Below are 26,806 nucleotides of genomic sequence, written 5' to 3'. Positions count from 1 at the left end.
GCGATGCCGCAGGCCCTGGACTGGCGCATCGGTGTCGAGGTGGAGCTGCTGGCGCCGCCCGGCCGCTCCCGCCGCGACCTGGCGCAGCGCCTGGCCGAGGGCTGCGGCGGCCGGTTGCGCCGCATCTTCCACCCCCAGGCCGAGCACGGCCCTGGCCCCGAGCGCCGCGTCTTCGAGACGCTGACGCTGGGCTTCTGCGTCGAGGATGCGGCGGGAAATCCCGTCGCCCGCTGCGTCGACGACCTGACGCTGCAGGCCGATCTGGAGCGCCGCGCGGCGCCGCACCCGGGCTGGTACCGCATCGCCGCCGATGATGCGCGGCTCGCCCGGCTGCTGGCGCGGCATTGCGACGCCGAGGCGCCGATCGGCGATGTCCTGGCCCCTGGCCTCGATCTTTTCGGCGGGCGGCTGGAGGCAAAGCCGGGCGGCATCCATCGCCTGGCCGATCCGGCCGGGGCTTCCGTGGCGCTCGCGGCCCCCCTGCCCGGTGGCCGCGAGCGGCCCTGCGAGCTCATCACCCCGCCGCTGGAGAAGGACCATGCCGCGGCGCTGACCGCGCTGCTGACCCCGGCGGCAGAGCTCGGCTTCCTGCTGCCGCAGGAAGGCGCCGTGCATCTGCATTTCGACGCGGCCCCCTTCGCCGATGCGGCGCGGCTGCAGGCGCTGATCCGGCTGGTGGCCGAGCGCGGCGCCGGCCTGCGCGCGCTCTGTGGCACCAACCCGCAATGCCGCCGCCTCGGCCCCTATGACGACGACCTGCTGGAGGCGGCGCTGGACCCCGGCTTCGCCCGGCTGCCCTGGCCCGAGGCGGCGTCGCGCCTGCTGCGCGCCGGCGCCCAGAAGTTCTGCGACGTCAACATCGTCAACCTGCTGGCCGGCGACGCGCAGAAGCGCACCATCGAGATCCGCCTGCTGCCGCCGACGCTGGATGTCGCGCGCATCCTGGGCTGGGCGGGTTTCTTCGAGGAGATGCTGCGCGGCATACTCTCCGGCCGCCGGCACAGGAGCGAAGAATGGGCCTGACCCGCCGCGCGGCGTTTTTCTGTCTGGTCGCCGCCGCCCCGGCCGCGGCGCAGGATGTCATGCGGATGCCGCTGGTGGAGCTGGAGGCGACCGCCGACAGCCTGCCGCCGGCCGGGCTCTATGCCCTGGCGGCGCGGCGTTTCCGCGAGGGCCCGCGGCAGGAGGCCGTCCGCTGGCTCTATGTCGCGCAGCTGCGCGCCCGCTTCCGCCTGGCCGTCACCCCGGACCTGCCGCGCGATGGCGAGCCGGCGCTTTATGCCGCGCTGAACGAAAGCGTCGGCCGGCCGATCAACGAATGGGCCTTCGGCGACGTTGATGCCCTGGCCGCCAGCCTGCAGGCCGCGCTGGACTGGGACGCGGCGCATGGCAATGCCGCCACGCCCAGGCCGGGCAACGAGGCGGCGCTGGCACGGATCCGCGCCGGTCTGGCAGAAATGCGGGAGACGGTGCTGGCCAGCCGTGACCGGATCCGGCAGCAGCGCACGACCAACGGGCTGGAGAATCGCTGACCATGACGAGACAGAAATCCACCCTGGCGGCGCTGGCCCTGCTGGCCGGGCTGTCCGCCCTGCCGGCCGCGGCGCAGGAGCAGCGCTGGGCGTCGCGCCAGACCGGCGAAGGCCTGCTGATGGCCTGGGAAATCCCCGAGACCGGCGACCAGAGCCTGGCGCTGTTCTGCCGCCGCGGCGGCCAGCGCATCGAGATGCGCCTGCTGGAGGAGCGCGACCGCGCCCGCGACGGCAGCATCGTGCAGGTCGATTTCGCGACCGCCGGCGGCCAGCAGCGCCTGGCCATGAAGGGCGAGATGCAGGAGCTGGGCGACGCGCTGATGCTGCTCGGCGGCTTCGAGGCGGATGCCGCCTGGCGCAAGCTGCTGACCGGCGGCGGCGCGCTGTCGATCACGCTGGACGGCGAGACCGAGACGGTGCCGCTGGCCGGCGCCGATGCCGGCATGACGGCCCTGTTCGACGCCTGCCAGCGGCGCTGAGCCGCTCAGCCGTCGACGTCGAATTCCTGCGCCTCGGACAGCGCGACCCATCGCGCTTCCTCGGCGCCCAGCCGCTGCTTCAGGGCGGCGGCGCTGCCGCCCAGCACGGTGGCCCCCCGCGCCGCCAGCGATTGCCGCAGCCCGGGCTCGGCAAGCGTCGCCACCAGCGCGGCATTGGCGCGGGCGATGGCGGCGGCCGGCGTGCGCGGCATGGCGAAAAGCGCGGTCCAGGCGGTGACCGGCGTCAGCTCGGGCAGGCCCTGCTCGGCCGCGGTCGCGACATCGGGCAGCGCCGCCAGCCGCTGGCCGCCGGTCGCCAGCACCGCATGCGCCTGGCCGCTGGCGATGGCCGGCAGCACCGCCGGCGCGCTGAAGAAGCCAAGCTTCGCCTCGCCGCGCAGCAGCTCGGCCAAAGCCGGCCCGGCGCCGTCATTGTAGGTCCGCATATGGATCTCGCGCGGCGCCGCCACATGGCCGGTGTGCCGCAGCCACAGCTGGAAGGCGCAATGGCCGAGCCCGCCCGGGCTGGACGCCGCATAGAGCAGCGGCAGCGGCTGGCGGCGCAGCCAGGCGGCGAGCTCCGTGGCATTGCCCGCCGGCACGTCGCGATGCGCGACCAGCAGCAGCGGCGCCTCGGCCACCGCGCCCACCGGCATCAGCGGCTGGGTGTCGATGGTGCGGTTCGGCTGGCCATAGGCCTGCACCACCATCTGCGCGTTATGCGCCAGCAGGAAGTTGCGGCCGTCGCCGCGCTGGCCCAGCGCCGCCAGCAGCGCCGCGTCGCCATTGCTGCCCGGCCGGTGCGCGACGGTGGCCGTGCCGCCCATGCCGCGGCCGAAGCCGGGGGCGATGGCCTGGGCGGCGATATCGGTCAGCCCGCCGGGGCGGAAGCCGCTGAGCAGGGTGATGCCGGCCGCCGCCCGCGCCGGCGCCGCCGCCATCAGCGCGCCGGCCGCCGCCAGCAGGGCGCGCCGTCCGGGCTGACCTGTCGTGTCGAAATTCATGCCTGCCTCCGTCCATGCTGCGCTGTCGCAGCAAAATCATGCCCAGGCCGTCTTGCGAAGCTGCAGCGCCCATCAAAAGATTGTCGTTGGATGCAAGCCGGGTCAGCCTGGCCGTCCAGCGACCGCTCTCCGAGGATGTTTTCCAGATGCTGGTTTTTTCGCTGCGCGCCTGCGCCCTGGCCCTCGCGCTGCTGCCCGCCCTCGGCACCACCGATGCGCGCGCCCAGGCGCCCGATCCCGGCTGCTGGGGCATCCGCCCGGGCGACGAGACGCTGGAGGCCGCGACCATCGGCCCGGCGGCCGCGCGCGTCTTCTTCCGGGCACGGCCGCAGGCCGCGGCTGAGACGCAGCGCGCCTTCCTGATGCCGGGGGATGTGGTGGTGGTCTCGCGCCGGCAGGGCGGCTTCGCCTGCGCATCCTATCTGAACGACCGGCGGCGGCTGACCACCGGCTGGCTGCCGGCCGCGGCGCTTCAGCCGCTGGCGCCGCCCGGCACCGCGCCGCTCGAGGCCTGGCAGGCCAGCTGGTACGGCGCCCAGGCCTATGAGCAGGAAATCGACATCAGCGCGGAGGGCAGCGCGCTGCGGATCGGCGGCAGCGCCAGCTGGGGCAGCGACGACCCGGCCCGCGTCGAGCGCGGCGGCGTCAATATCGGCTCGCTGGAGGCGGAGGCGCGGCCCAGCGGCGCCCGGCTCGGCTTCAGCAGCGATGGCGGCGAGCGCACCCGCCCCTATGACGAAGGCGGACCTGACAGCTGCCGGGTGCGGATGCTGCTGCTCGGCCCTTATCTGGTGGTGCAGGACAATCTGCGCTGCGGCGGCATGAACGTCACCTTCAGCGGGGTCTATCGCCGCGCCACCCCGGGCTGAGGCCGGCCGCGTCACCGAGGGGTGCGGGCGGCCTCGAGCGCGAGGGCGATCAGCTCGGGCGGGATTTCCGCCTCGACCGGCTGCGCGTGGCGGCGCTGCAGGTCTTCCTGCAGCCAGCGGTCGAAGGCCTGATCCGCGGGGTTGCGCCGGTGCATCATCCGCTCTGCCTGATCCTTGGTGGTGTCGTATCGGGTCATCTTCCTGCCTCCGGTGCGGTCCCCGCCCCGTCATGCTCGACGGTGTAACGAGGCGTCGCGGCGACCGGTTGCAGGCGCGAAGAAGCAGGTCAGCCATCCTGTGATCGCAAAGCCACAGCTGGGCAGGAGCGCCGGGACGCGACCGCAGCGGTCACGGCCGGCCGCGTGCTGCAGCCGCAGGCCGGGCAGCAGCCCCCAGGGCAGCTGGTCCTCGATGCCATCGAGCATGCCCTCCGGTCGCTGGCGGCGGCGGGAAGAAGCGGTCCAGCCTGCCGCCTGCAAGGGGTTCCAACAGTCGACGCCAATATAGATGGGAGACGGGCCTGCGACTTCCTCCATCGCGCCAGTCGAGCGGAAGCCACCCTTCAATCACGCTGAAATGGGCACCGGTCCCGTCAGCTGGCCGACACCGTCGCGTCTGCCCCGGGCCTTGCGACTTCTGGGAGGATGGGGAAATCGCGAGCCGGCGTCTGACTTTTGGCGAGGAAAACCGGCCCGGCGCGCCGCGCGCATCGCTGCAACGCCCCTGCGGCATCGGCCGGTTAATACATTGGAAATCGATCACGCTATTGTGAGCAAAGGTCCCAGAGGCAAAACCGAGATTTCATGATGCGCCATTTTCTCTCCCGGCTGCGGTTGCGCAGCAAGCTCCTGGGCGCCTTCGGCCTGGTGTTGATCCTGACCATGGCCGTCGGCGGCATCGGGCTGCAGCAGCTTGGCCGGCTGGATGACGGCGTGGTGGCGCTGCAGACCAACTGGCTGCCCTCGGTGCGCAGCATCGGCCAGCTGCAATACACGCTGAGCCTGCAGCGCAGCCGCGCCGCCCGCCAGCTCGGCACCGAGGAGGCCGGCGAGCGGGCCCGGGGCGAGGTGGAGTTGCAGGCGATGCACCAGGAGGCGCTGAAGCGCTTCGCCGAGACCGCGGCGCTGAGCTCCAGCCCGGCCGAGGTGGCGCTGCTGACCCGGGCCCGCCAGGGCTATGATGCCTATCAGGGGCTGATGCGGCAGATCCTGGCGGCGCCGGGCGACCGCGCCGCCATCGCCCGCTTCAACGGCGAGGGCTTCACCGCCGTCCATGCCGTGCTGGGCGCGCTGGAAGAGCTGAGCAAGGTGAACGAGGCCGGCGCCGCCGATGCCGCCGCCGATGCCGCGCAGGATTACCGCGAGGCGGTCTGGCTGACCGGGGCCGGGCTGCTGCTGGCGCTGCTGATCGGGATGGGCGCCGCGATCTTCCTCGACCGCCATATCGCGCGCAGCATCGTGGGCCTGGCCGCCGCGCTGCGCCAGGTCTCCGGGCGCGACTATGCCGTCGCCCTGCCCGACCTGGCGCGGCAGGACGAGGTGGGCGACATGTCGCGCGCCGTCGATGACTGCCGCAACGGGCTGCAGCGGGCCGATGCGCTGGCCGCCGAGCAGGCGCGCGACCAGGCCGCCCGGCAGAAGCGGGCCGAGACGCTGGCGCAGCTGGTGGCGCAGTTCGAGGCGCGGGTCGGCGACATGGTGGGCGTGGTGTCCTCGGCCGCGACCGAGCTGGAGGCGACCGCGCGCAGCATGTCGGGCACCGCGGAGGAGACCAACAACCAGGCGAATTCGGTGGCCTCGGCGGCGCAGCAGGCGAGCGGCGGGGTGCAGACCGTGGCCTCGGCGGCGGAGCAGCTGGCGGCCTCGATCTCCGAGATCAGCCGGCAGGTGTCGCAGGCGACCAGCGTCTCCGGCCAGGCCGTGGCGCGCGCCCGCGAGACCGATGCGACGGTGCGGGTGCTGGCCGAGGGTGCCAGCAAGATCGGCGAAGTGGTGAACCTGATCACCTCGATCGCCGGCCAGACCAATCTTCTCGCCCTCAACGCGACGATCGAGGCGGCGCGTGCCGGCGAGGCCGGCAAGGGCTTCGCGGTGGTGGCGTCCGAGGTGAAGAATCTCGCCGCCCAGACCAGCAAGGCGACCGAGGAGATCGGCGCGCAGATCGGCAGCATCCAGCAGGCGACGCAGCAGGCCGTGCTGGCGATTGGCGCGATCACCGGCACGATCGACGAGGTGAGCCGCATCACGGTGGCGATCGCCGCCGCGGTGGAGGAGCAGAGCGCCGCGACGTCCGAGATCGCGCGCACGGTGCAGGAGACCGCGCAGGCGACGGATGTGGTGACGCGGAGCATTTCCTCGGTGAGTGCCGGCGCCAGCAGCACCGGTGCCGCCGCCACCCAGGTGCTGGCCGCCGCGAGCGATTTGTCGCGCCAATCCGAGCAGCTGACCGGCGCGGTGGACACCTTCGTCACCGAGGTCCGCGCCGCGTAATTTTTGGCGCGCGGCAGCACAGACAGAAAGAAGATGGGGGTCCAGGGGGAATTCATTCCCCCTGGCCTTTGCTTGTTGATGCCCGCTTGACGCTCAAATTGGAACGTTCCACTCTGATGAAGATGCACCGGATCAGGATCAAGGACGTCGCGCGGGAAGCCGGGGTGGCGTTGTCCACGGCCGCGCTGGCGTTGCGCGACGACAGCAAGCTGCGCGAGGAGACGCGGCGTGCGGTGCGCGAGGCGGCGACGCGGCTGGGCTATGTCTACGACCGGTCCGCCGCGATGATGCGGTCCGGCAAGTCGCACACGATTGGCTTGCTGGTCTGCGAGATCACCAATCCTTTCTATGCCGAGCTGACCGCCGGCGTGGAGGAGGCGCTGGACGAGGCCGGCTATGTCACGATGCTGGCCAACACGGCGGAATCGGCGGTGCGGCAGCGCCGCATGCTGGAGCGGTTTCGCGAGCAGCCGGTGGATGGCGTGCTGATCATGCCGGCCACCGGCACGCCAACGGCGCTGGCCGAGGAGCTGAAGGCCTGGGGGCTGCCTTATGCCACGGTGGTGCGCAGCTTCCGCCGCGGCGCGCATGCCGGGCCGGACAACCGCGCCGGCACGCGGCTGGCCACCGAGCACCTGCTGGCGCTGGGGCACCGGCGGATCGCCTTCCTGGGCGGCGCCCTGAAGAGCTCGGTCAGCACTGGCCGCTGGGAGGGCTATGCGCGGGCCATGGCGCGGGCCGGGCTGGCGGCCGAGCAGCTGCTGTGCCGCACCGATATCGGCGAGGCCGCGCTGGTGGCCGAGGGGCTGACGGCGAAGGGGCCGACGGCGCTGGTCTGCTTCAATGATTCGGTGGCCTTCGGCGCCGGGATGGGGCTGATGCGGGCCGGGCGGATGCCGGGGCGCGACGTGGCGCTGGTCGGCTTCGACGATGTGCGCGAGGCGGCGCATTGGTATCCGCCGCTGACGACGATCCGCGTGGCGCCGCATGTCATCGGCCAGGCGGCGGCGCGGGTGCTGCTGCACCGCATCGCCGAGCCCGATGCCGAGCCGCTGCGCGAGGTGCTGCCGCCCACCCTGGTGATCCGCGAATCCTGCGGTGCCCAGCAGCGGAGGGCTGCCTAGCGTTTCTCTGATGGCTTGAGGGAGGAAAGACGGTGCAAGACACCGCGATGCCGAAGGGCGCCAGCGAATGGCATGGCGCGCTGCGCGATGCCGCGCGGCGTTTCGCCGAGGAAGAAGTGGCGCCGCTGGCCGCCGAGCTGGACGAGAGCGAGCGCTATCCGGCCGAGTTGTACCAGCGGCTGGCGCAGGCCGGGCTGTTCGGCATCTGCGTGCCGGAGGCGCTGGGCGGCGTCGGCGCCGATGTGCTGTCCTATGCGCTGGTGATGGAGGAGCTCGGGCGCGGCTATGCCTCGGTCGCCGACCAGGTCGGGCTGGTCGAGCTGCTGGGGACGCTGCTGACCGAGCATGGCACCACAGCGCAGCAGGAGCGCTTCCTCCGGCCGCTGCTGAAGGCCGAGCGGCGCTGCGCCTATGCGCTGACCGAGGCCGAGGCGGGATCCGACCTGGCCGGGCTGAAGACGCGGGCGGTGCGCGACGGCGAGGGCTGGGTGCTGAATGGCGCCAAGCTGTGGATCCACAACGCGCCGATCGCCGATTTCGCCGCCGTGCTGGCGCGCACCGATCCGGCGGCCGGCCATCGCGGCATGTCGATCTTCCTGGTGGAGCTGGACAGCGCCGGCGTCTCGCGCGACCGCAAGGAGCACAAGATGGGGCAGCGCGCCTCGCCGGTGGGCGGGTTGCGCTTCGACGGCGTGCGGCTGCCGGCGGATGCGATGCTGGGCCAGGAAGGCCGCGGCTTCCACATGATGATGTCGGTGCTGGACAAGGGCCGCATCGGCATCGCCGCGCTGGCGCTGGGCATCCTGCAGGCGGCGCTGGAGGACAGCATCGACTACGCGAAACAGAGAAAGCAGTTCGGCCAGGCCATCGCCGAGTTCCAGGCGGTGCAATGGATGATCGCCGACATGGCCAAGGACGCGCATGCGGCGCGGCTGATGGTGCATCACGCGGCGCAGATCCTGGACAGCGGCGAGCGGGCGACCCTGCCGGCCAGCATGGCGAAGTGCTTCGCCTCCGATGCCGCCGTCGCGCGCACGGCGGATGCGGTGCAGATCCATGGCGGCTCCGGCTATATCCGCGGGGTGCGGGTGGAGCGGCTGTTCCGCGACGCCAAGATCACGCAGATCTACGAGGGCACCAACCAGATCCAACGCATGATCATGGCGCGGAGCTTGCTGGCATGAGCGCGCGTCCCCTGGCGCTGGTCACTGGCGGGCGCCGCGGCATCGGGCGGGCTGCCTGCCAGGCGCTGGCCGCGCGCGGCTTCGATATCTTTTGCGCGGATATCGACGAGGAAGGCACCGTCGAGACGGCCGCGCTGGTCGCGGCGGCGGGCGGGGCCTTCGCCTTCCGCCGCTTCGACCTGGCCGATCTCGACAGCCATGCGGCGCTGGTCGCGGCGGCGAGCGCGGAGGGCCGGCTGGCCTGCCTGGTGAACAATGCCGGCGTCGGCGCGCTGCGGCGCGGCGACCTGCTCGATGTCTCGGTCGAATCCTGGGACCGGGCGCAGGCGATCAATGCGCGGGGCAGCTTCTTCCTGACCCAGGCGGTGGCGCGGGCGATGATCGCCAGCCCCGCGACCGGGCCGCGCAGCATCGTCTTCGTGTCGTCCGCCAATGCGGTGCTGGCCTCGCCGGATCGCGGCGAATATTGCGCGTCGAAGGCGGCGGTCTCGATGATCGCCAAGGTCTTCGCGGTGCGGCTGGCGGAAGAGGGCATCGCGGTGCATGAGATCCGCCCCGGCGTCATCCGCACCGAGATGACCGCGCCGGTCGCCGCGCGCTACGAGCAGCGCATCGCCGACGGGTTGTCGCCGATGCGCCGCTGGGGCGAGGCCAGCGATATCGGCCGCACCATCGCCATGCTGGCCGCCGGCGACCTGCCTTTCAGCACCGGCGACGCGCTGCATGTCGATGGCGGGCTGCATCTGGGGAGGCTGTGATGACCGACAACCGCCTGCATTTCGACGACATCGCCCCCGGCCTGTCCTGGCAGACCGGCGGCATCCAGGTGACGGAAGCGCATATCCTCGCCTTCGCAGGCCTGTCCGGCGACTTCTTCGACATCCACATGGATGATCGCTACGCGCAGTCGCTCGGCTATCCCGGGCGGGTGGCGCATGGGATTCTGGGACTCGCCCTGGCGGATGGGCTGAAGAACCGGGCGCAGACACAGCTGGCCGCCATCGTCTCGCTCGGCTGGCGCTGGCGCTTCACCGGCGCGATCCTGGTCGGCGACCGGCTGTCGGCCACTATCGGCGTCACCGCCTGCCGCCCGACGCGGCATGCGGATCGCGGCATCGTCACCTTGGATTTTGCCCTGTTGAACCAACGGGAAGAAATCGTTCAACAGGGCGAGAACGACCTCATGGTGCATCGGCGGGTGGCGGCCTAGCCTTCCCAGCCCTCGATGCCGAGATAGGCCGCCGCCAGCCGCGCCTGCCCTTCATGCATGGCGCGGCCGGTGACGGTGGCGCAGCCCAGCGCCCGGGCGGCGGCGATCAGCGGCGTCACCTCCGGGTTGGGGATGACATCGGCCACCACCTGATCCTTCGCGAGCAGCGCCGGATCGAGCGGCATCGGGTCGCCGGCGCGCAGCCCCATCGGCGTGGCATTGACGATGATGGCGTGGCCGGCGGGGGTGGCGCCGTCATGGCTGACGGAGACCTGCGGAAAATTCTCGCGCAGTTGGGCGGCGAGGGATTCCGCGCGCCCCGGCGCCGCATCCTGCAGCGACAGATGCGCGGTGCCGGCACGGGCGAGCGCGAAGGCGATGGCGCGCCCCGCCGCGCCGCAGCCGATCTGCAGGATTCGCTGGCCCCGCGGAGCATGGCCTGAACGTTCGAGGCCATCGCGAAAACCTTCGCCGTCGAACATCTCGCCTTCGAAGCCGCCCTCGGGACGGCGGCGGATGGTGTTCACCGTGCCGGTCAGCTGCGCCGTCGGACCCAGCGCCTGCAGCAGCGGCACCACCGATTCCTTGTGCGGCATGGTGATGACCACGCCGTCGAGATTTTCCATCGCCGCCAGGCCGGGCCAGGATTCCTCCAGACGCCCCGCCGGGATCTGCATCGGCAGGAAGGCGGCGTCGCGCCCGAGCCGCGCGAAGGCGGCGTTGAACAGCGCCGGCGAGCGCAGCGGCGCGACCGGGTCGCCGACGATCGCGAAAAGCCGGGTGGTGCCGGTGATGCTCATGCGCGGGTCTCCGCATCGGCCAGAAGGTCTTCGATCAGGCGCTGCACGACCAGGGCTGAGCGCGCATCATTGGACGGCGCGCGATCCTGCTCGATGGCGTCGATCATCTCGGTCAGCAGCGCGCGGTGCGGGCGATAGTCGAAGGCCATCGGATCGGCGCCGCCGCCGCCGGCCAGCTCCTCGCCCAGCCGCTCGACCTCCTCGCCGCGGTGCAGCACCAGGCGGCTGCCTTCCAGCACGGCGGAGCCCTCGGTGCCGGCGATCTCGATGCGCTCGGGATAGCCGGGGCGGGCCACGGTGGTGGCATCGATCACGCCCAGCGCGCCATTCTCGAAGCGCAAGGCGGCGGCGACGACATCCTCGGTATCGATGGCGCGCAGCGGCGAGGTGGCGGCGAATCCGGCGACGCTTCGATGCGGCCCGGCGAGATGCAGCAGCAGGTCGAGCGAATGGATCGCCTGGGTCAGCAGCACCCCGCCGCCATCGCGCGCCTTCATCCCCCGCCCCGGCTCGGCGAAATAGGCGGCGTCGCGCCACCAGCGGATGCTGGCGCTGGCCGAGAGAAGTTTTCCCAACGCGCCCGATTCGATCGCCTGGCGCAAGCGCAGCGCACCCGGGCGAAAGCGATGCTGCAGGCAGACACCGCAGCGCACACCGGCAGCCTCGGCGATCCCGGCCAGCGCCTCGCCGCGCGCGACGCTGCGCTCCAGCGGCTTCTCGACCAGCAGGTGGCGGCCGGTGGCGGCGACGGTCTCGGCCAACGGCAGATGCGTGCCTGGCGGCGTCAGGATCAGCACCAGGCCGAGCTCCGGCTGGTCCAGCAGCGCCTCCTGCCGGCTGAAGACCGGCGCGCCCCATTGCGCGGCGAAGCAGGCGCGCCGCTCGGCCGAGGGCGAGAAGCCGCCCACCAGCCGGATCCGCCCCGATTTTTCCAGGTCCCGCAGCGCCCGCATATGCGGCTTCACCGCCATGCCGAGCCCGATCAGGCCGACGCCCATCGGCATGACCATCCCCTCCCCCTCATTTCTTCGGATCCGTTCCCCTCACGGAAAATTGGAACGTTCCGATCTTCCTGCTATCATCCCCGGCGTTGGAGGAAATGTCCATGAACATCATCAATCTTCGCCGGCGCGAGCTGGCGCAATTGCTTGGATTCGGCGCGGCCTCGCTGCCCTTCCTGACGCCTGCCATCGCGCAGGCCCAGTCGCGGCGGGACACGCTGGTGATCGGCCTCGACACCAGCGACACCATCACCTTCGATCCGGCGCGGCAGGCGCAATACACGCCGCCGATGACGCTGGCAGCCTGCTACGACACGTTGATGACCTTCGAGGCCGGCGACTATGTCAATCCGAAGCCGGCGCTGGCCACGGCCTGGACGCGCACCCCGGGCGGCGACGGCTGGCGCTTCACCCTGCGCCAGGGCGTGAAGTTCGCCAGCGGCGCGCCGATGACGGCCGAGGACGTCAAGTTCAGCTTCGACCGGCTGATCGGCATGAAGGAGCAGACCCAGGTCTATATCAAGGCCGTCGACCGGGTCGAGATCGTCGACGCCAACACCGTCGACTTCATCCTGAACTCGGCCAACGCGCCGATCCTGCCTATCCTCTGCAACCCCGCCTGCTCGGTGATGGAGAAGGCGGTGCTGGTGAAGAACGGCGCCGTCGCCGGGCCGGAGGCGCGCGACCAGGACAAGGCGACCGACTGGCTGAACGGCAACAGCGCCGGCACCGGCGCCTTCCGCCTGGTGCGCTGGGAACGCAACTCGCAGATCATGCTGCAGCGCAACCCGAACCATTGGCGCGGCCCCAGCGATTTCGAGCGGGTGGTGATCCGCCACCTGTCCGACAGCGCGGCGCAGCTGCTGGCGGTGCGGCGCGGCGACGTGCATGCCGCCTTCAACCTGATCCCCGAGCATATCGCCACGCTGCAGGGCGATGCGAACGTCACCATCGACAAGCTGCCCAGCCTCGACCATGTCTATATGGCGCTGACGCAGAATCCGGCGGCGAATCCGGCGCTGGCGAAGAAGGAGGCGCGGCATGCCATCGGCCTCGCCATCGACTACGACGGCATCCTGAAGAACCTGCTGGGCGGCGCCGCGACGCGCGCGGCCCACTTCCTGCCGATCGGCGTGGTCGGCAGCACCGAGGAGGTGGCGAAGCAGGTCGGCTTCCACCAGGACATCGACAAGGCGCGCGCGCTGCTGAAGCAGGCGGGGCTGGCCGATGGCTTCGAGATGGAGATCGCCTACGGCAATGCCGCCGTCGCCGGCGTCTCCTACCAAGTGCTGGCGCAGAAGATCCAGTCGGACCTGGCGCGGGTGAATATCCGCGTGCGGCTGAACCCGATGGACCAGGTCAATCTGCGCACCGTCTACACCACCGGCAAGATGCAGGGCGGGCTGCTGACCTTCTGGAACCCGCCTGCCGTGTCCAACGACCTTTGGGCCTCGGCGGTGGTCGAGCGCGTCGCCAAGCGCGTCGGCTGGGAGGTGCCGCCGGATGTGGCCGCGCTGGTCAAGCAGGCCTCCGAATCGCAGGATCTGGACCAGGCCGCGACGCTGTGGATCGAATGGCAGAAGCGGGTGGTCGACCAGGCCAACCACTTCATCCTGTTCCAGCCCACCTACCAGGTCGGCGTGCGCAAGAGCATCAAGACTTTTCCCCTCACCGCCGCCGGCTGGCAGCTGGATATGGGTAAAGTGACGCTGGCGTAAGGCGAAATGCCCGGGGCGCAGCGCGCTCCGGGCAGCGTCTCAACGGGAAAATTCGGCCGGGCGCTTCTCGTTGAAGGCGCGGATGCCTTCCAGGTGGTCGCCGGCGCTGAAGCACAGCACGTTCATCTCGTTCTCATAGGCGATGCCGGCGCTCAGCGAGGATTCCATCGCCGCCCGCAACGCCGCCTTCACCGACTGCACCGCGACCGGGCTGAAGCCGGCCAGCTTCGCCGCCACCTCGCGCGCGCGCGGCAGCAGCGCCTCGGGCGCCACCACCTCATGCACCAGGCCGAGACGCAGCGCCTCCTCCGCCTCGATCGGCTCGGCCAGCATCAGCAGCCGCGTCGCCGCCGCATGGCCGATCAGCCGCGGCAGCAGCTGCGAGGCGCCGCCGCCGCCGACCCAGCCGCGCTGCACCTCGGGAAAGCCGATGCGCGTGCCGAAGGCAGCGATGCGGTAATCGGCGCCCAGCGCCATCTCGGCGCCGCCGCCCAGCGTCCAGCCCTGCAGCGCCGCCACCACCGGCTTGCGAATGCCGCGCAAGGCCGCCGCATATTCCACGCGATTGCGGAAATGCCAGGCGGAGGCATAGGCGGCGAGAGAATTCAGGTCGCTGCCGGAGCAGAAGGCGCGCGCGCCCTCGCCGCGGACCAGCACCGCGCGGGCCTCGTCATCGGCATCGATGGCGCGGGCATGGGTCGCCAGCTGCGCCGCCATCGCCGGCGTCATCGCATTGTGCTTCGCAGCACGGTCCAGCAGCAGCTCGGCCACCCCGTCCGCGACGCTCAGCCGCACCTCGCCTTGCATGGCGCTCTCCTCCCCCAGCTTTTGCCTGGATTATAACGTTCCAATTTTTCACCCGCCAAGCCCAGAAAGAGGGTTGATCCGCGGCACCCGATCGGCAAGGCTCGGTGTCAAGCAAGCAAAGTCCATGGGGAGGGTTGCGGCCGATGTCTCGCTACATCGTCCAGCGGCTGGTGACCGCCGCGATGATGGCGATCCTGGCCAGCGCTGTGATTTTCCTGATCGCCAATTTCGTGCCCGGCGATCCGGTGCTGGCGCAGCTCGGGGACATCGCCGCCAGCGATCCGGCGACGGTGGCGCGCTGGCGCGCCAAATGGGGCCTCGACCTGCCGTTGTGGGAACGCTACTGGATCTTCCTGCAGGGCCTGGTGCAGGGCGATCTCGGCCAGTCCATCGCCACGCGGCGCCCGGTGCTGGACGACATCTTCCAATATGCGCCGGCGACGATCGAGCTGGCGACGGTCTCCTTCCTGCTGTCGCTGATCATCGGCATTCCGCTCGGCATCGCCGCCGCGGTGTGGCGCGACGGCTGGATCGACAGCGCGGCGCGGGTGGTCTCGCTGCTCGGCGTCTCGGCGCCGACCTTCTGGCTCGCCTTCATCATGCTGGCCATCTTCTATGGCGGGCTGGGCTGGGCGCCGGGGCCAGGCCGGCTCGACCCCATCGCCTTCCCGCCCGAAGGTCCGACCGGATTGTTCCTGCTCGACAGCCTCTGGGCCGGCGATTGGGAAACCTTCTCCGACACCGTGGCCCATCTGGTGCTGCCCTCGGTGGTGCTGGCGGCGGCGACCATCGGACTGATCACCCGCACCACCCGCGCCGCCATGCTCGACAGCCTGCAGCAGGACTATATCCGCGTCTCCCGCGCCAAGGGCATGCGCGAGCGCACCACCATCCTGGGCCATGCGCTGCCCAATGCGCTGGTGCCGGTGGTGACGCTGGGGGGCCTGGCCTATGCGAACCTGCTGGCGGGGGCTGTGATGACCGAGACCGTCTTCTCCTGGCCGGGGCTCGGCCGCTACACCTTCCGCTCGGCGGCGGCGCTGGATTTCCCGGCGATCGTCGGCATCACGCTGGTGGTCTCGGTCACCTTCCTGCTGGTCAACCTGGCGGTCGACCTGTCCTACGCCCTGCTCGACCCGCGGGTGCGGCGATGAGCGCGACCACGATGCGCGTCGTCCCGCGCAGCGCGCCGCGCTGGCGCCGCCGCCTGCGCCGCTACGGCCCGGCCTGGTTCGGCGGCGGCATCGTCGTCGCCTGGATCCTGATCGCCATCCTGGCGCCCTGGATCTCGCCCTACCAGCCCAATGCCGTCGACGTCACCGCGCGGCTGCAGCCGCCCTCCTGGACGCATTGGATGGGCACCGACACGCTGGGGCGCGACGTCTTCTCCCGCCTGCTGCATGGCGCGCGGCTGTCGCTCTCGGCCGGCTTCTCCGTCGTCATCCTCGGCGCCCTGCTCGGCACCGCCATCGGCACCATCGCCGCCTGGGCGCGCGGCTGGTGGGACGAGGGGCTGATGCGGCTGACCGACCTGGTGCTGTGCTTCCCGCCGATCATCCTGGCGCTGGCCATCGCCGCGGCGCTGGGCATCGGGCCGATGAACACCGTGCTGGCCATGCTCGTCGTCTGGTGGCCGAAATTCGCCCGCCTCGGCCGCGCCCTGGCCCTGGTCCAGCGCAGCCAGGAATATGTCGAGGCGGCGACGGTGCTGGGGCTGAAGCCGCATCGCATCCTGCTGCGCCACATCATGCCGAACACGCTGGGGCCGCTGGCGGTGCTGATCACCCTCGACCTGGGCAATGCCATCCTGACCTTCGCCGGCCTGTCCTTCCTCGGCCTCGGCGTCATCCCGCCGATGGCCGAATGGGGCTCGATGGTGGCCGAGGGGCGCGAGCTCGTCGAGCAATGGTGGGTCGCGGCCTTCCCGGGCCTGGCCATCCTGACCGTCGTCGTCGGCTTCAACTTCTGCGGCGACGGCTTGCGTGACTGGCTCGATCCCAAGGGGCGGACGCAGTGAACCACATGGCAGCCCCGCACAGCGCCGCCCCCCAGACGACGACGCCGGTCCTCGAGGTCCGTGACCTGCACACGGTCTTCCTCACCGATGCCGGGCCGGTGCATGCCGTCGACGGCGTCTCCTTCACCCTGGGCCCGGGCGAGACGCTGGGCATCGTCGGCGAAAGCGGCTCCGGCAAGAGCGTCACCGCCCTGTCGCTGCTGCGGCTGCTGCAGGAGCCGGCGCGCATCACTGGCGGCTCGATCCGCTTCCAGGGCCGCGAGGTGCTGGAGATGTCGTCGCGCGAGCTGCGCGAATGGCGCGGCGACCGCGCGGCCATGGTGTTCCAGGACCCGATGACCGGGCTGAACCCGGTGCGCCGCATCCTGGGCCAGGTCACCGAGCATATCGTCGCCCACGGCAAGATGGCGGCGAAGCCCGCCCGCCGCCGCGGCATCGAGCTGCTGCGCCGCATGGGTGTCGCGGCCCCCGAACGCGCGGCGGCCGCCTTCCCGCATGAATTCTCCGGCGGCATGCGCCAGCGCGTCATGCTGGCGATCGGCCTGGCCAACGACCCGGCATTGCTGATCGCCGACGAGCCGACCACCGCGCTCGACGTCACCATCCAGGCGCAGATCCTCGACCTGCTGCGCGGGCTGAACCAGGAATTCGGCACGGCGATCGTGCTGATCAGCCACGATCTCGGCGTCATCGGCAGCGTCTGCCGCCGCGTCGCCGTGATGTATGCCGGCGAGGTGGTGGAGGAGGCGCCGACCGCCGAGGTGCTGGAGGATCCGCGCCACCCCTATGCCTGGGCGCTGGTCAATGCGGTGCCGCGGCTGGAGGCGCCGGCCGGCGCCCGGCTGACCGCCATCGAGGGCACGCCGCCGGATCCGCTGCAGCCTTTGCCCGGCTGCCGTTTCGTCGCGCGCTGCCCGTTCCGCATCGCCCGCTGCGACAATGAGCATCCGCCGCTGATCGAGGTCGCCCCCGGCCGCCGCGCACGCTGCTGGGTCACCGCCGATGGTCGCAGCCTGCCACGGCCGACGGTCGCCGCCTCCAGCCGCTCGGCGGCGCCGCTGGAATCGGAAGCGCCGCTGCTGCAGGCTGTGGGGCTGGAGAAGAAATTCGTGCTGCCGCGCAAGAGCATCTTCGCCGCACCCGCGATGGTGCATGCGGTCAATGGCGTCGACCTGGTGCTGCGCCGGGGCGAGAGCCTGGGCGTCGTCGGCGAGAGCGGCTGCGGCAAGTCGACCCTCGCCCGGCTGCTGACGCGGCTGCACGCGCCCACCGCCGGCCGCATCACCTTCGAGGGGCAGGACATCACCGAGGCGACGCCGGCCGCGCTGCGCAGCCTGCGGCCGCGGCTGCAGATGGTGTTCCAGGACCCCTATGCCTCGCTCAACCCGCGCATGACGGTGGGCGCCATCCTGGCGGAGCCGCTGCTGGCGCATCGCCGTGTGCCGAACCGCGCCGCGGCGATGGAGCGCGTCGCGTCGCTGCTCGACACCGTGGGCCTGAAGCCGGCCTTCGCCACGCGCTATCCGCATGAGTTTTCCGGCGGGCAGCGGCAGCGCATTTCCATCGCCCGCGCGCTGGCGCTGGAGCCGGCGGTGGTGGTGGCGGACGAGCCGGTCTCGGCGCTGGACGTCAATGTGCAGGCGCAGGTGCTGAACCTGATGCTGTCGCTGCGCGAGCGGCTCGGCCTTTCTTATCTTTTCATCGCGCATGACCTGGCGGTGGTGCGCGCCTTCTGCGACCGCGTCGCGGTGATGTATCTCGGCCGCATCGTCGAGGAAGGCCCGGCCGACGAGGTCATCACCCGGCCGCTGCACCCCTATACCGTGGCGCTGACCAGCGCGATCCCGGAGCCGGGGCGGCAGCGCGTGCTGCTCGGCGGCGAGCCGCCCAGCACGCTGCGGCTGCCGCAGGGCTGCGCCTTCCGCGCCCGCTGCCCGGTGGCGCAGGACATCTGCGGCACCCTGCCGCCCTTGCAAGAGATCGCGCCGGGCCATCGCCTGGCCTGTCATTTTCCCGGGGCCCTGGCGCCCCTGCCCCGAAGGAGCGCGTGATGAGGCGCATGACCGCGGCCGAGGCCGCGACGCTGCTGCGCGACGGCGACACCCTGCTGATCGGCGGCTCGGGCGGCGGCCATGCCGTGCCCGACGCGCTGCTCGCCGCCGTGGGCGAGCGGTTCCGCGACAGCGGCCATCCGCGCGCCCTGACCGCGCTGCATCCGGTGGGGCTGGGCGACGGCAAGACCCGCGGCGCCGGGCATCTGGCGCAGGAAGGGCTGCTGAAGCGCGTCGTCTCCGGCACCTTCGTCAACAGCCCGGCCGTCGCCACCCTGGCGCTGGCGGAGAAGATCGAGGCCTATACCCTGCCGCAGGGTTCTCTTTCCCAATTGATGCGCGAGATGGCGGCGGGCCGCCCTGGCCTGCTGACGCGGATCGGACTGCACAGCTTCGTCGACCCCAGGCTGCAGGGCGGGCGGCAGAGCGCGCGCTCGACCGAGGACCTGGTCGAGCTGCGCGAGTTCGACGGCCAGGAGTATCTCTTCTACAAGCCCTTCAAGGTGGATGTGGCCTTCGTGCGCGGCTCCGCCGCCGACGAGGACGGCAATATCTCGATGGAGCATGAGGCGGTGACGCTGGAGATGCTGTCCATCGCCCAGGCCGCGCGGCGCGCCGGCGGGCTGGTGGTGGCGCAGGTCAAGCGCATCGTCCCGCGCGGCAGCCTGCATCCGAAGATGGTCAAGGTGCCGGGCATCCTGGTCGATGCGCTGGTGGTCGATCCCGACCAGTGGCAGACCTTCGAGACCGAGGACAGCGCCGCCTATTCCGGCCATCAGCGCGTCGCCCTGGAAGACATCCCGCGCCTGCCCGCCGGGCCGCGGCGCATCGTCGCCCGGCGCGGGGCCCTCGAATTGTTCGAAGGCGCCATCTGCAACCTCGGCTCCGGCATCTCGACCGGCATCGCCAATGTCGCGGCCGAGGAAGGCGTGCTCCGCCGCGTCTGCCTGACCAACGAGCAGGGCAATATCGGCGGCGCCCCGGCCAGCGGCAACGAGGCGGGTGCGGCGCGCTCGCCCGATGCGCAGATCGACCAGCCCTATCAGTTCGACTTCTACGACGGCGGCGGCCTCGACCTGGCCTTTTTGTCCTTCGCCGAGTTCGATGCGGCGGGCAACGTCAATGTCTCCCGCTTCGGCGGGCGCATCGTCGGGCCCGGCGGCTTCGTCAATATCAGCCAGGGCGCCAAGGCCGTGATCTTCGGCGGCACGCTGACCGCCAATGGCGCGCCGAAAGCCGTGCGGCAGGTGGAGCAGATCACCTTCTCCGGCGCCTTCGCGCGGGAACGCGGCCAGCCGGTGCTCTATGTCACCGAGCGCGCTGTCTTCCGCCTCGGCGACCGCGGGCCCGAGCTTGTCGAGATCGCGCCGGATGCGGACCTGCAGACGGACATCATCGACCAGATGGGCTTTGTCCCCGCCATTTCCCCCAATCTGCGCAAGATGGAGCCGTCGCTCTTCGCCGACGGGAAGATGGGGCTGGAGGCCCGGCTGGGCGCGCCGCGCAGCCGCGCCGCGCTGGACCGTTTCTCCACCCTGGTCGCGGCGGAATGAGCAGCGCGACCGGGCTGGCGCCGGGCGACAGCGTCGAATTCAGCCGGGCGCTGTCGGCGGCCGACATCGTCGCCTTCGCGGCGCTGAGCGGCGATGACGACCCGGTGCATGTCGATGCCGAGTTTGCCCGTAGCACCGTCTTCGGCCGCTGCATCGCCCATGGCGCGCATGTCATGGCGCTGGTCTCGGCCGCGTCTTCGAAAATGTCGCGCCGCGCGGTGGCCGCGGGCTGCGCCGGCACGCCGGTGTCGGCCGGCTATGACCGCATCCGCTTCACCCACCCGGTCTTCGCCGGCGATTCCCTCGTCGCGCGCTACATTGTCGAAAGCGTCGAGGAAGCGCCGGCGAAAAGCCTGTCGCGCTTCGAGGTGACCAACCAGGACGGCAAGCTCTGCCTGGTGGGCACCCATATCCTGCGCTTCGCCTGATCCAGAGCGCGATGGCTTGAGGTGGGATCACCGAGAAGCCTGAAGCACGCGATCAAACAAACAACCTGCTCTAGACGGCCAGCTCCTCGGACTCGCTGGCCCGGGCGCGCGCATAGTCTTCCATCCACACGGCCAGCTCGCCCGGCGGGCACGGGCGGCCAATGAGGAAACCCTGCACCTCGTCGCAGCCCTCGGCGCGCAGCATGGCCATCTGCCGCTCGGTCTCGACGCCCTCGGCGGTCACCGAGACCTTCAGGCTGTCGCACATCCCGGTCACCGCCCGCACGATCGCCGCCGCCTCGGGCTTGACGCCCAGGTCATGGACGAAGCTGCGGTCGATCTTGATGCGGGTGAAAGGCAGGTTGCGCAGGAAGCTCAGCGAGGAATAGCCGGTGCCGAAATCATCCAGCGCGATACGGATGCCCAGGCGCCGCAGCTGCTCCAGGATGGCGGTCGCGCCCGCGACATCGTCGATCATCGCCGTCTCGGTGATCTCCAGCTCCAGCCGCTCGGCCGGCAGCCCGCTTTCGGCCAGGGCCAGGCTGACGCGGGCGGTCAGGTCCTCGCGGTGGAACTGGGTGACGCTCAGATTGACCGAGACGGTCAGCGGCTGCGTCCAGCGCGCGGCCTCGCGGCAGGCGGCGCGCAGCACCCAGTCGCCGATCTCGGCCATCATGCCGATCTCCTCGGCGAAGGGGATGAAGTCGCCGGGCGGCACGCGGCCGCGCTTCGGGCTTTCCCAGCGCAGCAGCGCCTCGCAGCCGGTGACCTGGCCGCGGCCGGTATCGACGACGGGCTGGAAATGCAGGGTGAACTCGCCGAGCTCGAGAGCGCGGCGCAGATCTTGCTCCAGCTCGCGCCGCTGCTGCACCACCAGCTCCATGTCGGGCTCATAGGCACGGTGGCAGGCGCGGCCGGTCTCCTTGGCGCGGTACAGCGCCAGGTCGGCATTGCGCAGCAGCAGGTCGGGGTCGATGCCGTGGCGCGGCGCGCAGGCGATGCCGATGCTGGCGCCGACCACGACCTGCTGGCCGTTCACCTGCATCGGCCGGCTGATCTCGCGGATCAGCCGGTCGGCCAGGCGGTTGACCTCCGGCATGCGGTCGCAGCCATCCATCAGCACGGCGAACTCGTCGCCGCCGAGGCGGGCCACCACGTCGTTCTTGCGCAGCTGCGCGGTGATGCGCTGCGCCACCATCTGCAGCACGGCGTCGCCCACCGGATGGCCCAGCGTGTCGTTGACCGGCTTGAAGCGGTCGAGGTCGAGATAGAGCAGCGCGCAGCGCGCCTGCGGCCCCTCGGCCAGCGCCGCCTCCAGCCGGTCGCGGAAGGTGACGCGGTTGGGCAGCGCGGTCAGCGTGTCGTGATGCGCCAGGTGGACGATGCGGTCCTCGATCTGGCGGCGCTCGGTGATGTCGTCCAGCGTGGTGACCCAGCCGCCGGCCGGCAGCGCGCGGTGGCTGACCGACAGGTAGCGGTCCTGCCGCACCATCTCCTCGTTCACCGTCTCCCGCGTCGCGGCCAGCGCCGCCAGATGCGTGGTGCGCAGGCCGCGCACCTTGGCCGCCGTCTCCTCGTAGTCGACGGCGGGGTCGGCATGCAGCTCCCACAGCAGGTCGGTCAGCGTGGCGCCCGGGCGGATGGCGCCCTCGGGCAGCTGCAGCAGGCCGCGCAGCCGGTCATTCGACAGCACCAGCCGTTCCTGCGCGTCGAACAGGCACAGGCCCTGCGACATATGCGCCAGCGCCAGGTCGAGATTGTCGGACACCGCCTTCATCTTGTCCGACTGCTGCTTCTGCGTGGTCAGGTCGCGGGTGATCTTGGCGTAGCCGACCAGGGTGCCCATCTCGTCGCGGATCGGGTCGATGACGACATGCGCCCAGAAGCGGCTGCCGTCGCGGCGCAGGCGCCAGCCCTCGCCCTCGAACTTGCCGGTGGCCAGGGCGGTGGCCAGGGCCCGCTGCGGCAGCCCGGCGCGGCGGTCGTCCAGCGAGTAGAAGCAGGAGAAATGCTGGCCGACGATCTCGTGCGCGCTGTAGCCCTTGGCGCGCTGCGCGCCGGCATTCCAGTTGCTGACCACGCCCTCGGGGTCGAGCAGGTAGATGGCATAGTCGGTGACGCCCTGCACCAGCAGGCGGAACAGCCGCTCCTGCTCGGCATTGCGCCGGGTCGCCTCGCGCTGGCCGGTCAGGTCGCGGGTGATCTTGGCGTAGCCGACCAGGGCGCCATCCTCGGCATGGATCGGGTCGATGACGACATGCGCCCAGAAGCGGCTGCCATCCTGGCGCAGCCGCCAGCCCTCGCCCTCGAACTTGCCCTCGACCAGGGCGGTGGCCAGCGCCCGCTGCGGCAGGCCGCCGGCGCGATCGGCCTCGCTGTAGAAGCGGGAGAAATGCTGGCCGATGATCTCGGCGGGGGCATAGCCCTTGGCGCGCTGCGCCCCGGCATTCCAGGTGCTGACCTGGCCGGCCGGGTCGATCAGATAGATCGCGTAGTCCTTCACCCCCTGCACCATCAGGCGGTGCAGCGCGTCGGACTCGCTCGAATGGATCGTGGTCTGGCTCACGGCGCGACTCCGGCGGCAGGGGCGGCCTCGGCCGGCCGGCATCGTTCAGCGGCGGGCGGGGGCGTTTCTCTTTTTATACATTGTTCAGGTCTTTATCGCCAAATTGCTAATCCTTGCGGATCATCGGCGGGCCTTGAGGCACCCGCTACCGTCAACCGCGTTCCGAGAACCGATCCAGCGCGGTCAGCCGCTTCACCGGCACGCGCGGCGGGTGGCCATAGACCTCGGCCTCGAGGAAGGCCTGCTCGGCTTCCAGCGCCGCCTCGTCGAGGTCGATCCACCAGGCGCGCGGCTGGCCGTTATTGTCGCCGTTCCAGCGATAGCCGCGCGCCTTCAGCCGGTCCTTGACCTCGAAGGGCGCCCCCTCGGCCCAGAGGCGAAAACTCGGGCGCCGCGCCTTCTCCAGCAGCCGGGCCAAAGCGGGCTGGCCGGATTCCGGCAGCGGCCGCGCCAGGATCTCCAGCGTCGCCTGGCAGTCGTGATGGGCGCGGTGGCCGTCGAAGAACAGGCCGAGCTTCATCGCCAGGTAGCCGAGCTTGCTGCCCTCGAAGCCCTCGGCGCGCCAGTCGACCTGGGTCAGCGAGCAGGCCCAGGGCTTGATGGCGAAGATATCGGAGAATTTTTCGGCGAAGCGGCGGTCGAAACCCGCGTTATGGGCGATGACCAGCGCCGCCGGCTCGGCGAAGCGGCGCACCTCCTCCGGGTCCAGCAGCTGGCCGGCGACCATCTCGTCGGTGATCCCCGTCAGCTTGGTGATGGCGGGCGGGATCGGCTTGGAGGGCTGGCGCAGCCGGTTGAAGGGCTCGCCCACCGCGTAGAGCGTGCCGTCGATCCCATAGGTGAAGGGCAGCATGGCGAATTCGATGATTTCGTCATTCGCCGCGTCGAGCCCGGTGGTCTCCAGGTCGAGCACGATGCCCTGGCGCACCGGCACGCCCTCGGGCGGGGTGACGGGCGCGCGGGGGGAGATCCGCCGCAGGATGCGGTAGTCGCCGCTGGCGGCGAGGCGCCCGGCCAGGGCCTCCAGCTCGGCGGTCTCGGCGTCGGCGCGGGGAAGGGTCTCGGGCTGCATCCCCGATGCATGCCCCGAAGCGGCGGCCAAGGCCAGCGTCGCGGTGCCGCCCCCGGTTGAAACCCGGCCGCGCCTCCCGCATATCGGTGCCCGCCAGACGACCGCGCAAGGAGATGGACCGGTGAGCGAAACTGTTGAGCGGCACGAATTCAACGCCGAGGTCGGGCGGCTGCTCGACCTGGTGGTCCACGCCCTCTATTCGGAGCGCGAGATCTTCCTGCGCGAGCTGGTGGCCAATGCCGCCGACGCCATCGACAAGCGCCGCTTCGAGGCGCTGGTGAACCCTGAGCTGGCGCTGCCGGTCGACAGCAAGCTGCGCATCACGCCCGAGAAGGACGCGCGCCGCATCACCATCTCCGATGCCGGCATCGGCATGACCAAGCTGGAGCTGGCGCAGAACCTGGGCACCATCGCCCGCTCCGGCACCCAGGCCTTCGCCAGCAAGGTGGCGGAGGCCAAGGCCGAGGACCGGCCCAGCCTGATCGGCCAGTTCGGCGTCGGCTTCTACTCGGCCTTCATGGTGGCCGACCGGGTCGAGGTCACCTCCCGCCATGCCGGCAGCGAGGAGGCCTGGACCTGGGCCTCCGAGGGCCGCGGCGACTACACCCTGGCGCCGGCCAGCCGCGACGAGCCCGGCACCGACATCGTCCTGCACATGAAGGACGACGCCGACGAATATCTGGAGCCGATCCGGCTGCAGACCATCATCCGCAAATGGGCCGACCATATCACCGTGCCCATCGTGCTGGTGCAGGATGGCGAGGAGGAGCCGGCCAATGCCGGCACCGCGCTGTGGCGCAAGCCGAAGGCGGAGATCACCGAAGACGGCTACGCCGAATTCTACCGCCATGTCAGCCATGCCTTCGACAAGCCCTGGGCGACGCTGCACTGGCGGGCGGAAGGCGCGATCGACTTCGCCGCCCTGCTCTTCGTCCCCGGCATGAAGCCGTTCCAGGCGGTCGAGGGCGAGCGCGAGAGCCGGGTGCGGCTGCATGTCCGCCGCATGTTCATCACCGATCAGGCGGGGATGCTGCCGCCCTGGCTGCGCTTCGTCACCGGCGTGGTGGACACCGAGGACCTGCCGCTGAACGTCTCGCGCGAGATGCTGCAGGCGACGCCGGTGCTCGCCCGCATCCGCCGCGCCGTGACCTCGAAGGTGATGGGCGAGCTCAAGACCCGCGCCAAGGACGCCGAGGCCTATGCCGGCTTCTGGGAGAATTTCGGCGCGATCCTGAAGGAAGGCGTCTACGAGGATGCCGAGCACCGCAAGGACCTGGCCGGCCTGCTGCGCTTCAAGTCCTCGGCGGTCGAGGGCTGGACCTCGCTGGCTGACTACGTCTCCCGCATGAAGCCGGACCAGGCCGAGATCTACACCCTGGCCGGCGACGATGCCGAGGCGCTGGCCAAGTCGCCGCAGCTGGAAGGCTTCCGGGCGCGCGGCGTCGAGGTCCTGCTGCTGGTCGACCAGATCGACAGCTTCTGGCCGGAGCGGCTCGACCGCTTCGAGGAGAAGCCGCTGCGCAGCATCACCCAGGGCACGATCGACCTGAGCAAGCTGCCGCTGGAAGGCGAGGTCGCCGAGCCCGCCGATCTGTCTTCCCTGCTGCCGAAGCTGACCGAGGCGCTGAAGGACGAGGTTGCCGAGGTGCGCGCCTCCGACCGGCTGGTGGACAGCGCGGTGCTGCTCTCGGCCTCGGCGATGGGGCCGGACCTGCAGATGCAGCGGCTGCTGCGGCGCGCCGGGCGCGGCGGCGGCGGCAGCTTCGCGGTGCTGGAGCTCAATCCGCGCCACCCGCTGATCCGCAAGCTGGCGGAAAGCAGCGAGACCGACCTGGCCGAGGCCGCCGGCACGCTGCTCGACCTGGCGCGGCTCCAGGATGGCGACGCGCCGCGCGACCCGGCCGGCTTCGCCAGGAAGGTGGCGGAAGCCCTGGCCGGCAGCTTCAAGTGACGGGCAGCTTCAAGTAGCCACTTAGCGGCTGGCGAAAGTGTCGCAGGCGGAGAGCGCGCCGCTCTCCAGCCCGCGGCGGAACCAGCGCACGCGCTCGGCGGAGGAGCCATGGGTGAAGCTCTCGGGCTGCACCCGGCCGCCGGCGCGGCGCTGCAGCCGGTCGTCGCCGACGGCGGCGGCGGCGGCCAGCCCTTCCTCGACATCGCCGGGCTCGAGGATGCGGCGGGCGTCGTTGGCGCGCTTGGCCCAGAGGCCGGCGAAGCAATCGGCCTGCAGCTCGACGCGGACCTGCACGGCATTGGCGTCGTTGCCGCGGCGCAGCTCCTCGGCGCGGCGCAGGACGCCGAGCTCGTTCTGCACATGGTGGCCGACCTCATGCGCCACGATATAGGCGGCGGCGAAGTCGCCGCGGGCGCCGAGCTGCTGCTGCAGCTGGGCCATGAAGTCGAGGTCGATATAGACCCGGCGGTCGTTGGGGCAATAGAAGGGCCCCATCTGCGCCTGGGCGCCGCCGCAGCCGGATTGCGTCGCGCCGCTGAACAGCACCAGCACCGGCGCCTGGTACTGGCGGCCCATCGCCGTGAATTGCGCGGTCCAGACCTGCTCGGTCTCGCCCAGCACCTGGGCGACGAAGCGGCGGCCGGCATCCTCGGGGGCGGCGTTGCGCTGGCCGGGATCGCGGCCGGGCTCCCGGCTGGCCTCGCGCTGGGTCGGCGGCGGCGCCTCGCCGTCGGAGAGGAGCACCGAGGGGTCGATGCCGAAGAACAGGCAGACCAGCAGGATGGCGACGCCGCCCAGCCCGCCGACCGCGATGCCGCCGCGGCCCCCGCCGCCGCCGCCGCGACCCCGCCGATCCTCGATATTGTCGCTTTCCGGTCCACCGAGGCGCATGGCGCATCTCTCCCTGCCGCAGCGGCAACGCGGCCTTGGGCCAGCTGGTTTCTCGGGCTG

Annotated in this window: 24 protein-coding genes; 16 read left to right on the top strand and 8 right to left on the bottom strand. The window is 71.1% G+C overall.

What is annotated here, in order from left to right:
- Positions 1-3: 3 nt before the first annotated feature.
- The 3 genes from GVN67_RS03390 to GVN67_RS03380 are packed head-to-tail and all read left to right on the top strand — an operon-like array spanning position 4 to position 2,011.
- Positions 4-1,023, top strand: coding sequence for an amidoligase family protein (locus tag GVN67_RS03390; RefSeq protein ID WP_159992862.1), 1,020 nt, complete (start codon positions 4-6; stop codon positions 1,021-1,023).
- Positions 1,014-1,532 carry a hypothetical protein gene (locus GVN67_RS03385; protein WP_159992861.1) on the top strand — a complete coding sequence of 173 codons (519 nt, stop codon included), beginning with the start codon at positions 1,014-1,016 and terminating at the stop codon, positions 1,530-1,532. Before GVN67_RS03390 ends, GVN67_RS03385 begins: the two co-directional genes overlap by 10 nt.
- A gap of 2 nt (positions 1,533-1,534) precedes the next feature.
- Complete coding sequence (locus tag GVN67_RS03380; protein WP_159992860.1) at positions 1,535-2,011, top strand: hypothetical protein; 477 nt, start codon at positions 1,535-1,537, stop codon at positions 2,009-2,011.
- Positions 2,012-2,016: 5 nt separating this feature from the next.
- Here the strand turns inward: GVN67_RS03380 and GVN67_RS03375 are convergent, their stop codons facing one another.
- Positions 2,017-3,015, bottom strand: coding sequence for a tripartite tricarboxylate transporter substrate binding protein (locus tag GVN67_RS03375; protein ID WP_159992859.1), 999 nt, complete (start codon positions 3,013-3,015; stop codon positions 2,017-2,019).
- Between the two features lie 146 nt (positions 3,016-3,161).
- Between GVN67_RS03375 and GVN67_RS03370 the strand changes: the two genes are divergently transcribed.
- Complete coding sequence (locus GVN67_RS03370; protein WP_159992858.1) at positions 3,162-3,884, top strand: hypothetical protein; 723 nt, start codon at positions 3,162-3,164, stop codon at positions 3,882-3,884.
- 11 nt (positions 3,885-3,895) lie between these two features.
- Here the strand turns inward: GVN67_RS03370 and GVN67_RS03365 are convergent, their stop codons facing one another.
- A complete protein-coding gene (locus GVN67_RS03365) occupies positions 3,896-4,081 on the bottom strand; it encodes a hypothetical protein (protein ID WP_159992857.1) in 186 nt (61 codons plus the stop codon).
- Positions 4,082-4,687: 606 nt separating this feature from the next.
- On the opposite strand from GVN67_RS03365, the gene GVN67_RS03360 reads away from it, so the two are divergent.
- From GVN67_RS03360 to GVN67_RS03340, 5 genes are all read left to right on the top strand, one after another.
- Entirely contained in the window at positions 4,688-6,373 is a 1,686-nt protein-coding gene (locus tag GVN67_RS03360; RefSeq protein ID WP_159992856.1) for a methyl-accepting chemotaxis protein, read from the top strand.
- A gap of 116 nt (positions 6,374-6,489) precedes the next feature.
- Positions 6,490-7,497: a LacI family DNA-binding transcriptional regulator gene (locus tag GVN67_RS03355; RefSeq protein WP_159992855.1), complete on the top strand. Its 1,008-nt coding sequence runs from the start codon at positions 6,490-6,492 to the stop codon at positions 7,495-7,497.
- Positions 7,498-7,544: 47 nt separating this feature from the next.
- Positions 7,545-8,681, top strand: a complete 1,137-nt coding sequence (locus GVN67_RS03350) for an acyl-CoA dehydrogenase family protein (RefSeq protein ID WP_159992884.1) — start codon at positions 7,545-7,547, stop codon at positions 8,679-8,681.
- Positions 8,678-9,439, top strand: a complete 762-nt coding sequence (locus GVN67_RS03345; protein WP_159992854.1) for a 3-ketoacyl-ACP reductase — start codon at positions 8,678-8,680, stop codon at positions 9,437-9,439. The genes GVN67_RS03350 and GVN67_RS03345 overlap by 4 nt, the downstream gene beginning before the upstream one ends.
- On the top strand, positions 9,439-9,891 hold the full coding sequence (locus tag GVN67_RS03340; protein ID WP_159992853.1) for a MaoC/PaaZ C-terminal domain-containing protein: 453 nt from the start codon (positions 9,439-9,441) through the stop codon (positions 9,889-9,891). Before GVN67_RS03345 ends, GVN67_RS03340 begins: the two co-directional genes overlap by 1 nt.
- On the opposite strand, the gene GVN67_RS03335 is transcribed toward GVN67_RS03340, so the two are convergent.
- Both GVN67_RS03335 and GVN67_RS03330 read right to left on the bottom strand, forming a co-directional pair.
- On the bottom strand, positions 9,888-10,691 hold the full coding sequence (locus tag GVN67_RS03335; RefSeq protein ID WP_159992852.1) for a shikimate dehydrogenase: 804 nt from the start codon (positions 10,689-10,691) through the stop codon (positions 9,888-9,890). The genes GVN67_RS03340 and GVN67_RS03335 overlap by 4 nt on opposite strands.
- Positions 10,688-11,701: a Gfo/Idh/MocA family protein gene (locus GVN67_RS03330; protein ID WP_235034921.1), complete on the bottom strand. Its 1,014-nt coding sequence runs from the start codon at positions 11,699-11,701 to the stop codon at positions 10,688-10,690. The genes GVN67_RS03335 and GVN67_RS03330 overlap by 4 nt, the downstream gene beginning before the upstream one ends.
- Positions 11,702-11,796: 95 nt before the next feature.
- Here GVN67_RS03330 and GVN67_RS03325 point away from each other — a divergent pair, with 95 nt between their 5' ends.
- On the top strand, positions 11,797-13,410 hold the full coding sequence (locus GVN67_RS03325; RefSeq protein WP_159992851.1) for an ABC transporter substrate-binding protein: 1,614 nt from the start codon (positions 11,797-11,799) through the stop codon (positions 13,408-13,410).
- Positions 13,411-13,449: 39 nt separating this feature from the next.
- On the opposite strand, the gene GVN67_RS03320 is transcribed toward GVN67_RS03325, so the two are convergent.
- Entirely contained in the window at positions 13,450-14,217 is a 768-nt protein-coding gene (locus GVN67_RS03320; protein WP_159992850.1) for an enoyl-CoA hydratase/isomerase family protein, read from the bottom strand.
- Between the two features lie 143 nt (positions 14,218-14,360).
- Between GVN67_RS03320 and GVN67_RS03315 the strand changes: the two genes are divergently transcribed.
- Genes GVN67_RS03315 through GVN67_RS03295 form a run of 5 tightly spaced genes read left to right on the top strand, consistent with a single transcriptional unit; the run spans position 14,361 to position 20,266 of the window.
- On the top strand, positions 14,361-15,371 hold the full coding sequence (locus GVN67_RS03315; protein ID WP_159992849.1) for an ABC transporter permease: 1,011 nt from the start codon (positions 14,361-14,363) through the stop codon (positions 15,369-15,371).
- Positions 15,368-16,234 (top strand): ABC transporter permease, encoded by an 867-nt coding sequence (locus tag GVN67_RS03310; RefSeq protein WP_159992848.1) that lies wholly within the window; start codon positions 15,368-15,370, stop codon positions 16,232-16,234. Before GVN67_RS03315 ends, GVN67_RS03310 begins: the two co-directional genes overlap by 4 nt.
- Before the next feature lie 5 nt (positions 16,235-16,239).
- The gene (locus tag GVN67_RS29895; protein WP_159992847.1) at positions 16,240-18,285 is read left to right on the top strand and encodes an ABC transporter ATP-binding protein; all 2,046 of its coding nucleotides are present in this window, start codon (positions 16,240-16,242) and stop codon (positions 18,283-18,285) included.
- A complete protein-coding gene (locus tag GVN67_RS03300) occupies positions 18,285-19,838 on the top strand; it encodes an acyl CoA:acetate/3-ketoacid CoA transferase (protein ID WP_159992846.1) in 1,554 nt (517 codons plus the stop codon). Before GVN67_RS29895 ends, GVN67_RS03300 begins: the two co-directional genes overlap by 1 nt.
- Complete coding sequence (locus tag GVN67_RS03295) at positions 19,835-20,266, top strand: MaoC/PaaZ C-terminal domain-containing protein (protein WP_159992845.1); 432 nt, start codon at positions 19,835-19,837, stop codon at positions 20,264-20,266. The genes GVN67_RS03300 and GVN67_RS03295 overlap by 4 nt, the downstream gene beginning before the upstream one ends.
- 70 nt (positions 20,267-20,336) lie before the next feature.
- On the opposite strand, the gene GVN67_RS03290 is transcribed toward GVN67_RS03295, so the two are convergent.
- Both GVN67_RS03290 and GVN67_RS03285 read right to left on the bottom strand, forming a co-directional pair.
- Complete coding sequence (locus GVN67_RS03290) at positions 20,337-22,832, bottom strand: EAL domain-containing protein (RefSeq protein ID WP_200845106.1); 2,496 nt, start codon at positions 22,830-22,832, stop codon at positions 20,337-20,339.
- 151 nt (positions 22,833-22,983) lie between these two features.
- Positions 22,984-23,904, bottom strand: a complete 921-nt coding sequence (locus GVN67_RS03285) for a 3'-5' exonuclease (RefSeq protein ID WP_159992843.1) — start codon at positions 23,902-23,904, stop codon at positions 22,984-22,986.
- Between the two features lie 121 nt (positions 23,905-24,025).
- On the opposite strand from GVN67_RS03285, the gene htpG reads away from it, so the two are divergent.
- On the top strand, positions 24,026-25,855 hold the full coding sequence (gene htpG / locus GVN67_RS03280; RefSeq protein ID WP_159992842.1) for a molecular chaperone HtpG: 1,830 nt from the start codon (positions 24,026-24,028) through the stop codon (positions 25,853-25,855).
- A 21-nt stretch (positions 25,856-25,876) separates the two neighbouring features.
- Here htpG and GVN67_RS03275 read toward each other — a convergent pair whose 3' ends face one another.
- Positions 25,877-26,746 (bottom strand): neutral zinc metallopeptidase, encoded by an 870-nt coding sequence (locus tag GVN67_RS03275; protein ID WP_159992841.1) that lies wholly within the window; start codon positions 26,744-26,746, stop codon positions 25,877-25,879.
- Positions 26,747-26,806 lie beyond the last annotated feature (60 nt).

The sequence above is a fragment of the Roseomonas sp. 18066 genome (assembly GCF_902706185.1).
GTDB lineage: Bacteria > Pseudomonadota > Alphaproteobacteria > Acetobacterales > Acetobacteraceae > Pseudoroseomonas.
This window is presented reverse-complemented; position numbering and strand designations above follow the sequence as displayed.